This is a genomic window from Geoglobus sp. (assembly GCF_054018175.1).
This window is the reverse complement of sequence record NZ_JBPLZQ010000112.1, coordinates 24,643-34,365: the sequence shown is the minus strand read 5'-3', so window position 1 is coordinate 34,365 and position 9,723 is coordinate 24,643. Positions and strand designations below refer to the sequence as shown.

The window sequence follows — 9,723 nt, the reverse complement described above, 5'->3', positions numbered from 1 at the left end:
TATTATGTCTGACTTCATCCTGACGAGGATCGCGGCATAAAGCAGAACCCTTCCGGAGATCCTGAGGTCGAGTTTCCTCGCTTTCTCAAGCTCCTCGAGAAACTTGTCGGCCACATCCACCACGTCTATGTTGAGCGGATCTATCTCGCCTTTCCTGGCGAGGTTGTAGAGCATCTCTACTGGATCATCGATGCTCTCCTTATCCCAGTCACCTGCGATGAGTTATCCCTCCCCATCGTGACACCGACAATCGCATCTGCCTGCTCGAGCATGGGCTTCCTGAGTGAGACGACTATGAACTGCGCCCTCGAGGACATCTCCTTTATCATCCTCGCAAGCCTCGCGACATTGACTCCGTCCAGAAACATGTCCACCTCGTCGAAGGCGTAGAACGGGGCTGGTTTGTATCGCTGAATTGCGAAGATGAACGCCAGGGCGACGAGGCTCTTCTCCCCACCGCTCATCTGCTCCAGTCTCTGCACGGGCTTTCCGTAGGGTTTGACCTTCATGTGCAGGCCGGAGTTGAACGGGTCTTCGCGATCGTCGAGGTACAGCTCTCCCTCCCCGTTTGTGAGCTTTGCTATTATGTCCTTGAAGTTCTCGTTTATGGCGTTGAACACCTCGAAAAACTTCTCCTTCTTCATCCTGTCGTACCTGTCTATTCTCTCGAGAATCTCGCTTCTCTCCTTTTCGAGCGTCAGTTTTCTCGAGTACAATTCCTCCCACCTTGTTTTCACCTCGTCGTACTCGTGTATCGCCTTCATGTTCACCTCTCCGAACCCTGAGAGTTCGCCTTCCACCTCTTCGAGCTCTCTGACCACTTCCTCTCTGCTCATTGTCGGCTCTACGTCTGGTAGCGAGCCCACCTCCTGCTCAATCGTTCTGATCACGTCATTCCTCGCTTTGATTTTTTCGTCGAATCCGGTTATGTCATACTCGAGCTTTCTCTCCTCGTTCTCCAGATCCTTCAGCCTTCCGAAGAGAGCGTCCCTCTCGTCTCTGAGCTCCCTTATTGCCTCACCAAGTCTTTCCTCTTCCTCTTTAAGCGACTTCATCAATTCTCTCAGCTCGCTGGCTTTTGCTCTTCCTTCCTCTATCTTGTTCCTGTAATTCGAGACCGTTCTGTCTATTTCGCTCACTCGCCTCTCCTTCTCCTCGAGTTCTTTCTCAGCCTGTCTGATCTCAAGCTCCTTTTTCTCTATCTCGGACTCTATCTTTATCAGCCCCTCTCTCGCGACACTGTACTGGCTCCTTAGCCTTTCAAGCTCTTCCGTGAGTCTGGGCAGTGCACTTCCCTTCATCTTTCTGTTGAGCTCGTCGAGGTGTTTTTCTACATCGGCAAGAATTCCGTCAATCTCTCCTATCGCCTTCTCGACTTCCTGTATCTTCTGTCCGAGCTCTCTCCTCTCCCTCTCTCTTTCCTCTATTCTGTTGATGATCTCCTGCTCTCTCGCTGCAACACTTTCGAGTCTGGCGTTCAATACTTTTACCTCGTTTTCCGCTCTTCTCAACGCCTCTTCGAGCTCCCTAACTCTCGACTGCGCCTCCCTCCACGAGTCCTCTACCTTTCTTAGCTCTCCAACCAGGAGGGCCTTTTTTGAGTTGAGGATCGTTATCTCCTCGGATACTCTCTTCTCCCTCTCCAGGAGTTCCTTCGATATGAGCAGTCCCTTCTTTCTGTCCACGCTTCCTCCAGTTATCGCACCGCTTTTCTCTATGAGCTCTCCGTCGAGGGTGACAATCCTCCTGCCGTCCATTATCCTCTTGGCGTTTTCCACGGTGTCGACTACCAGCGTGTCCCTGAAGACGAAGTTGAAAACCGGCCTGAATTTCGGTTCACATCTCACCAGGTTTACCGCGTAGTCGATGACGCCCTTCTCGTTCAGAACCTTCCTGTCGAGCTTTATTTTATCGAAGTTTTTCCTTATCTTGTTCAGAGGGAGAAACGTGGCTCTTCCACCTCGTATCTGCTTGAGGTAGTTGATGGCTCTTATGGCGTCGTCCTCGTTCTCTACCACGATGAAGTTGAGCGCGTTTCCGGCTGCAATCTCGAGGGCAAGTGCATACCTCTCGTCCACCTCCGCGAGCTGGGCAACTATCCCGAATATTCCCGGGAGGGCCTTCTTCTCCTTTGCCTCGAGTACGAGTTCAACTGCCCTGCCGAACGTCGCCTCGTATGCGGAGAGCTCGGCCTTAACCTTCGCGAGCTCGAGCTCCTTCTGCTTTATCTCCTCATCCAATGCCGAAATCTGGTTCCTGAGTTCGAACATCTTTTTGTCTATTGAGTTCCTGCTGGACACCTCTCTCGCGAGCTGGGACTCGGCTTTTTCGATCTCCCTCCTCTTCGCGTCAATTTCGTTCCTTATCGAGGCGTACTCGCTTCGTATTCTCGTTAGCTCAGCGTCGTATTCCTCTATCTCTATGGATATCCTCCTTATTCCCTCGTAAATCCTGTCCCTCTCCCTGAGAAGCTCCGACCTTCTCGACCGCAGGTTATCTGCCTTCCCGGTGAGCTCCATTATCCTGTCCCTGATCTCCTTTTCCTCCCCGCTCAGCTTCTCTATCTGTTCTCTGACCCTCTCCATCTGGAGGTTCAGCTTCTCTATCGACTCGTCAACGCCCGCCTTCTGCAACAGGAGCTTTTCGAGTTCCGCCCTCAGACCCTCGATCCTGTCATTGACCTTCGTTATGTCGAGAAGCAGCCTCATTCTCTCCTCGTTGTATTTCGTGATCTCCTTCATCAGAAACTCTTCTTCCTTTTTCAGCCCCTCTATCTCTGCCTGAACCTCTGCTAACCTCTCCTGTATCTCTCTGTACTTTTCATCCGCACTTTCCGCGATCCTCCTTGAAACATCCTCCAGCTTCTTCTGAATGTCCTCCTTCTCAAGCTTTATCTCTGACATCCTGAGAAGCGCAGCATCCTTCTGTCTGTGAAACCTCTCCACCTCTTTCCTGAGCTTTTCGAGTTTCTGCATGAGTTCCTTTCTTTTTATCGCCTTTAGCTCGATCTCCAGTTTTTCCTTCCTTTCCTGCAGACTTCTGTACCTGAGAGCCTCTTCCCTGTCCCTCTCGAGGTCTTTCAGTCTGAGTTCCACTTCTGACAGGATAGCAGAGATCTTCTCAATGTTCTGCCTAACCGCCTCGAGCTCTTCAATCGCTCTCGCCTTTTTTTCTTCAAACTCTGAGATTCCCGCGATGTCGTCTATGATCTTCCTCCTCTGCATCGGCGTCATCTCGACGATCCTCGTCACGTCTCCCTGCATCACTATGTTGTAGGCGTCGCTGTAAATGCCGGCCTTCTCTAGGACCCTCGTGACCTCGCCGTGACTCGCAGGCTTTCCGTCTATGTAGTAGTTGCTGTAGTAGTTCCTCTCCGTGACCCTCACTCTCCTCGAGATTTTCAGTTCACTCCCGTCGTCCTTTTCGAATACTATCTCGACCTCTGCAGTGCCGAGCCTCCTGCCGTTTCCGGAGTGTATGAGGTCGGTCAGCTTTTCGGCCCTAAGAATCTTGGATGACGTGTGCAGACCGAGACAGAAAATTATGGAGTCTATGATGTTTGACTTTCCACTCCCGTTGGGACCGCTTATAACAGTAAAACCCCTTTCGAGAGGGATTTCTACCTTCCTGCCAAAAGACTTGAAGTTCTTTATCGTGATCTTCTTTATGTGCATGACCTCAGTCACAGATAATTATCTCGTCCTCGCTGTCCTTTCTCCCCTCTTTGACGTCCTCTCTGTCCTCGGTTATCTCCGATATCTCCCGGATTTCTCTCGTCCTCGACTCGCTCTTTGCAATTTCCGACTTCAGGTAAAGTATCTCTCCCATGAGGCTCTCAACGGTCTTGTTCAGCTCAGCCACCTTCGCCTCGAGAGCTTTTACTCTCTCAAGCTCGTCTGACAGCTCCCTTACTATCTCCATTTTCAGCTCCTCAATATTCATTCCGGCCACCCTTCTCAATTCCCTAATCTCCTTCTCTTTTTCCGCAAGCTTCTTTTCTAGCCTCTCAATAATCAGATCCCTGTCGCTCATCCACTTAAAAATAGATTTGGAAGTTTATATATTTTTTCACGGAACAAGCCTCTGCCTATCTCTCGGGAAGAGTACGGCCTCCCTGATATTCTGTAGTCCGAGAATTGCCATCATCAGCCTGTCCAGGCCCATACCCCAGCCTGCGTGGGGCGGCATGCCGTACCTGAACGCCTGAAGGTAAAAACCAAAACTCTCCGGAGTGAGCCCCTGCTCGCTTATCCTCTTCACAAGCAAATCGTACTGGTGAATTCTCTGTGCCCCGCTCGCGATCTCGAGCCACCCCTTCATGAGGTCGAACGTCTTCGAAATTTCTGGTTCATCCTCGTACGGCATCGCGTAAAACGGTTTGGACTCGGTTGGCCAGTCCACTATGAAGTAGTAGCCGCTGTACTCCTCAGCTATCAGCTTCAAAGCGGCGGTGGATAAATCGTCACCCCAGGAGATCTCCTCACCCTTCCTCGTCGCTATCTCCACCGCCTCGTCGTACCTGAGCCTCTCGAACGGTGTCTCTGGCACCTCGAGCTTGAGGTTGAGCCACTCCAAGTATCTCTCACACCTCTCGGTGATCCTCTCGTGGACCTCCTTTACCAGCTCCTCGAGGTACCTCATAACGCCCTCGTGGTCTTTGAAGCTTACCTCGATGTCCACGCTAACGGCCTCGTTCAGGTGCCTGACTGTGTTGTGCTCCTCGGCCCTGAATATGGGTCCTATCTCCAGCACCCTCTCAAACCCGGCAGCCATGAGCGTTTGCTTGTAGAGCTGAGGACTCTGGTTCAGGAAAGCCTCTCTCTCGAAGTATGTGATCGGGAACAGCTCCGTACCCCCCTCAGTAGCGGTGGAGACGATTTTGGGCGTGTGCACCTCTACGAATCCGTGTCTGTCGAAGTACTCCCTTATGGTCTGAATCGCCACGTGCCTTATCCTGAAAATCGCCTGCACTCTCGGCTTCCTAAGGTCCATGAACCTGTTGTCGAGCCTCGTGTCGAGCTCCGCAGGAACCTTCTCGGTTACCTCGAGCGGTAGTGGCGCGTCAGCCTCGTTGAGCACCTCGATCTCTCTGGGAATTATCTCGAAGCCGTTTGGGGCTTTCTCCTCAGGCTTCACCTCTCCAACAACTCTGATTACGCTCTCCCTCCTTATCTTCCTGGCCCTCTTGAACAGCTCCCTGTCCACGACTTTTTTCGGCAGCGTTATCTGGGCGAACCCCTCTCTGTCCCTCAGAACTATGAAAACGAGCCCTCCAAGGTCTCGCACCTCGTGGACCCACCCGTAGAGCTCTACCTCCTTTCCAAAGTCCTCCTCACCAATATCTGCGGTAAACTTCCTCATTTCAACCTCTCCTCCACAGATTTTGCGTGCCACTCAAGACCCTCGGCTCTTGCAAGCCTTATTATGGCGTGAGATATTCTCTCGAGCCCCTCCTTCTTGATCTCCTGATAGGTGATGCTTTTCATAAATGTTTCAGCACTCACCCCGGAATACATTCTCGCGAACCCGGCGGTTGGCAGGATGTGGTTCGTTCCACTCGCGTAGTCTCCTGCCGAAACCGGGGAGTACTTGCCGAGAAACACGCTACCTGCATGCCTGATCTTCTCGAAGATCTGCCAGTGATCCTCGGCCAGTATGACCAAGTGCTCCGGAGCGATCTCGTTTGAAATCTCTACTGCCCTTTTAAGAGAATCGACCACAATGCACTCGAGCTTTCCAACAGTCGTTCTCTCACCGACGATCCTCTCAACGCTTTCTGCAACGCTCTTTGACGTCGTCACGATAACCGCCCTCGCGAGAGGGTCGTGCTCCATCTGCGCGAGGCACTCGAGAGCAACGATTTCCGGATCTGCACCGTCGTCTGCGATGACAAGAACCTCCGAAGGGCCGGCTGGCATGTCTATTGCGACGTCCTTCTGCACGAGCAGCTTGGCTGCGGTGACGTAGATGTTTCCCGGCCCCACTATTTTGTCCACTCTCCTCACCGTCTCGGTTCCGTATGCCATGGCCGCTATCGCTTGGGCTCCCCCAACCCTGTAAACCTCATCAACGTCGCACATGTCCATCGCAACGAGCGTGAGCGGATTCACCTTCCCCTCCCGGTTTGGAGGTGTGCATGCGACCACCGTTTTAACACCGGCGAGCTTTGCAGGTATCGCGGCCATCAGGACCGTGGATGGGTAGCTCGCCCTACCACCCGGAACGTAAAGGCCGGCGACGTCCAGCGGGATGTATTTCTTCCCCATCACCACGTCTCCGAAGTCTATCCTCACGTCGTTCTCGGGCATTGTGATGTAGTGAAACCTCTCGATGTTCTCCCGCGCAGTTTCGAGGGCGTCGATCAGCTCTTCGCTCACCTCTCCGTATGCATCGTCGAACTCCTCTTCCTCCACCCTTATGCTCCCTATCCTCACACCGTCGAACTTTTCCGTGAACTCTATCAGTGCACTGTCTCCCTCTTTTCTGACCTTTTCAACTATCGGTCTGACCTTTTCGATGTATTCGTCCATCATTCAAGCTCACCAGCCCTTTCGGTCAGATAATCTCTAATGGCCAGAATCGCCCTTTTCAAAACGCTTTTATTGTCGTACCTCCTTATGACGGCTTCGAGCCTCTCTCTGCTCCAGTCCCTCATCTCACCTGCGAACTCCAGCATGTTCGGTATGGCCCTCGTTATGTTGTCCACTATCGTGACGTCCGCCATGAGGGATGTTCTCGAGAGGGGGTTGAGATCAATCGCTATCACCCTTTTACCGTGCCTCTTCAGTATCTCACATCTATCTCCATCCTCGAGAGGTACGAGCACGACGTCTGCCCTGTAAATCCCCCTGCTGTCCACTATCCTCCTCGCAGACTCCAGTCCTTCGAGTACCGCATCTCCCTCGCTGTATACGACCGCACCGTACCTCTCGAGTTCTCTGGCTATTCTCTCCTTCCTGTCGTCGCTCCAGTGAAATATGTTAACCTCCAGCGGTGCGTTTAAGGTTCTGGAGAGCTGTGATATCTCCTCTGCAACGAGCCCAGCTGTGTTTCCGTTGACCGAAATGACAGGATGATCTGCGAGGAGAAGCATCGCCACCGCGACCCTTTCAGCCTCCAGTGCAAAGTCCCTGCTCGTCTCGCCGAGAATGTAGTCGAAGCACTCTCCCCTGCCGTGTGCTATCAATCCCTCGGGAACGACCAGCCCCCTTCGAAACGCATCGGCGAGCTTTTCCCTGAGCATCAGCGAGTGGTAGCGGGGGTGTGACTTCGGTATGTCCATGGCCAAACCCTCATTTAGGGGGTTTAAAGCCTTTCCTGATAGAACTTGTCGAGTATTTCTCCAAGCTCTTTACCGTCGTAGAAGTTGTCCCTTGAAATCTTGTAGCCCTTTTCGGTCTGTATCAGCATATCGACCTCGAAGAACCTCCACTTTTCCTTTTTTATCTTAAGCGCTATCACCGGTTTCGCCCCGAAGAGGTTCGAAAACATGACGAGCTCCCGGACCTTTTCGGCGGGGATGTAAAGCGGAAGCTTCTCCCTGACCTTCGCCTCTATCGCGAGCGTGAGCTTCCCGTTGCTTGCGACGATGTCCGGGGACGGGTATCCGGACGAGCCACTCCCAGCACTCCTCACGGCCGCAAACCCCTCGCTCCAGAGAGCGTGGATCAGCTCCCTTTCGAACCTTATGCCCTTTCTTTTCACAGATGTTCTCTGGTCTGTTGTTTTAAAAACTGTTCACCTGAACACATGCAGCTCTCCACCCTTCTCGAGTATGAGGGGCCTTGATAGGTGTCTCCTTGCGGAGGGTGGAACCTCGTAATACCCGGTTTCGAGGTCTCTTTCAACCTCAATCACAACCTTTTCCTTGGCCCTCGTTTTGCACCTTCTGCATCTGTACCCCTTGTTCTTTCCCTCGCTTTCCATCCTCCTTCCGCACACCGGGCATTGAGGGTTGACCTCGACGAAGATCCTCGAAACCTCGTCTATCCGTATTTTTTCGAGGTTCACGGTCCCGTCCTTGTAGGCGCCGAAAACGGTAACCCTGTCTCCCCTCCTCAGCTTCCTCACCACATTTCTGAACTGCTTTGTGGGCTCGAATGCAGCGCACCTCAAATCTCCAAACCTGGTTTCGAGTGTGAAGAACACGTGGCCTCCCTCTATCTCTGACGGCTCCTCCACCACCGCGCCGCTCACGATGTACGACCTCCCTTCGAGCAGCTGGAACGTATCGCTCTCGTGGATAAGGTGCATGTCCGTCCCCTGGTTGGTCATGAACAGCTGATATCTGTCTATCTCCTCTGTTCTCACGATGCCGAATGCCCTGAACACGGCCCGTATGTCCACGCCCCTTATCCCGAAGAGCACGGGGTCAGGGGAGTTGGGCACACACACAACGGAATCGTTACCCCAGTCAACGGTATCGAATGTTGAGGGATATGTGGCGAGGTCTGCCAGGAAAAACGAATCCCTGTCGTAAACCCTCCTGGTCCCGAACCTCTCGGGCTTTCGGTATGCGAGCAGTTCGAGAGTGTATTCGCTGCACTCCACGCCAACTGACGCGAGAGCACCTATCAACCCCCTCCCCCTCTTGTACTTGAGGTGAGGTATCAGGTACTTCCCGATAATGAAGAGTGCCTCGTCGAGGGATACGATGTCTTTCAGAACTCTTTCGGAGAACCTGTAAAGGACGTTCATGAGCTCGTCGTTTTCTGCGTTTACAAAAACCACCCCTGGATCGGTGTTCTCGTCGTCGAGTTCTGCGAGCTCGAGAACTGTTTCGTTGGTCACGTCAACGACTTCGCTCACGTCATCTCCTTCCACAAGGAACGACACGGCACCGTTGCCACGCGTCTTGAACGGGATGTTTGGATTGAGCCTTATCAGCCTCGGTAGGCCGATGACCCTGTACCCTGACGATTCGAGGCGCTCCATTAGGATTTTCGCCAGGTAAGTTGTGCACATGCCCCTCCTCGAATCGGTGTCGTCAATGCCGACCCACACCCTCATCTACGTGCGGTTGAGGTGACTGGTTTAAAAAAGTACTTCCGCACTGCCCGAATTTTGGAATGGTAAAAAACAGAACTTCCGGAATTTTCAGGTCTCGCCCTTCACACCACCGGAGTTTTTGACGCTTTCAAGCTCGTTAAGCCGCCTCGACAGTCTTTCCATCAGGTCAAGGAGCTCCTCCTTAAGTATCTTGAGGTCGTGCAGTCTGTCCTCTATCTGCTTCAGCTTTTCGTCGGCGAGCTTGAGCGTGAGCCTGATCTGCTCCGGCTCGCTGACCTCGTACATGTCCAGAATCTGCTTGATCTCCTCGAGGGTGAAGCCGAGCCTCTTTCCCCTGAGGATGATCTTGAGCCTTGCCCTGTCCTTTTTCGTGAATATTCTGTGGTTTCCGGGAGTTCTCTGGGGGCTCAGAAGCCCAATCTCCTCGTAGTACCTGATGGTCCTCGTGCTTATGTCGAGTTCTTCGGCGAGTTCGGAGATGGTGTAGTACTCCTTATTTTTTGGTGCCATACGAAGCCATACAAATCGCACACTATTTATAGACTTTACTGTTTTCTGCCCGATAAATTGTGATATTATGGTTCGATGCAAAAGTGTTATAAACTGAGAATCGTCTCCAGAGCATAGGCACTGTGCTCCGGTGGTGTAGCCCGGCCAATCATACGGGACTCTCGATCCCGTGACCCGGGTTCAAATCCCGGCCGGAGCATATTC

The 9,723-nt window shown here is 52.7% G+C and carries 9 protein-coding genes and 1 tRNA gene; 1 reads left to right on the top strand and 9 read right to left on the bottom strand.

What is annotated here, in order from left to right; translation table 11 throughout:
• The 9 genes from ACXJJC_RS09010 to ACXJJC_RS08970 form a co-directional block, all read right to left on the bottom strand.
• On the bottom strand, positions 1–174 hold a 174-nt coding region (locus tag ACXJJC_RS09010; RefSeq protein WP_456371155.1), incomplete at its 3' end, for a segregation/condensation protein A.
• A 2-nt stretch (positions 175–176) separates the two neighbouring features.
• A complete protein-coding gene (smc, locus tag ACXJJC_RS09005) occupies positions 177–3,686 on the bottom strand; it encodes a chromosome segregation protein SMC (RefSeq protein ID WP_456371153.1) in 3,510 nt (1,169 codons plus the stop codon).
• Positions 3,679–4,032, bottom strand: a complete 354-nt coding sequence (locus ACXJJC_RS09000) for a hypothetical protein (RefSeq protein WP_456371151.1) — start codon at positions 4,030–4,032, stop codon at positions 3,679–3,681. Before ACXJJC_RS09000 ends, smc begins: the two co-directional genes overlap by 8 nt.
• A gap of 36 nt (positions 4,033–4,068) precedes the next feature.
• On the bottom strand, positions 4,069–5,361 hold the full coding sequence (gene aspS, locus ACXJJC_RS08995; RefSeq protein ID WP_456371150.1) for an aspartate--tRNA(Asn) ligase: 1,293 nt from the start codon (positions 5,359–5,361) through the stop codon (positions 4,069–4,071).
• The gene (gene hisD, locus ACXJJC_RS08990) at positions 5,358–6,533 is read right to left on the bottom strand and encodes a histidinol dehydrogenase (protein WP_456371148.1); all 1,176 of its coding nucleotides are present in this window, start codon (positions 6,531–6,533) and stop codon (positions 5,358–5,360) included. The genes aspS and hisD overlap by 4 nt, the downstream gene beginning before the upstream one ends.
• Positions 6,530–7,282, bottom strand: a complete 753-nt coding sequence (locus ACXJJC_RS08985; RefSeq protein ID WP_456371146.1) for a 4-phosphopantoate--beta-alanine ligase — start codon at positions 7,280–7,282, stop codon at positions 6,530–6,532. Before ACXJJC_RS08985 ends, hisD begins: the two co-directional genes overlap by 4 nt.
• 23 nt (positions 7,283–7,305) lie before the next feature.
• Entirely contained in the window at positions 7,306–7,704 is a 399-nt protein-coding gene (gene hjc, locus ACXJJC_RS08980; protein WP_456371145.1) for a Holliday junction resolvase Hjc, read from the bottom strand.
• Between the two features lie 33 nt (positions 7,705–7,737).
• Positions 7,738–9,009, bottom strand: a complete 1,272-nt coding sequence (locus ACXJJC_RS08975; protein WP_456371143.1) for a TiaS agmantine-binding domain-containing protein — start codon at positions 9,007–9,009, stop codon at positions 7,738–7,740.
• 87 nt (positions 9,010–9,096) lie between these two features.
• Positions 9,097–9,519 (bottom strand): MerR family transcriptional regulator, encoded by a 423-nt coding sequence (locus ACXJJC_RS08970; protein ID WP_456371142.1) that lies wholly within the window; start codon positions 9,517–9,519, stop codon positions 9,097–9,099.
• Between the two features lie 124 nt (positions 9,520–9,643).
• Here ACXJJC_RS08970 and ACXJJC_RS08965 point away from each other — a divergent pair.
• Positions 9,644–9,718: transfer RNA gene (locus ACXJJC_RS08965), tRNA-Glu, on the top strand.
• The last annotated feature ends 5 nt before the right edge of the window (positions 9,719–9,723 follow it).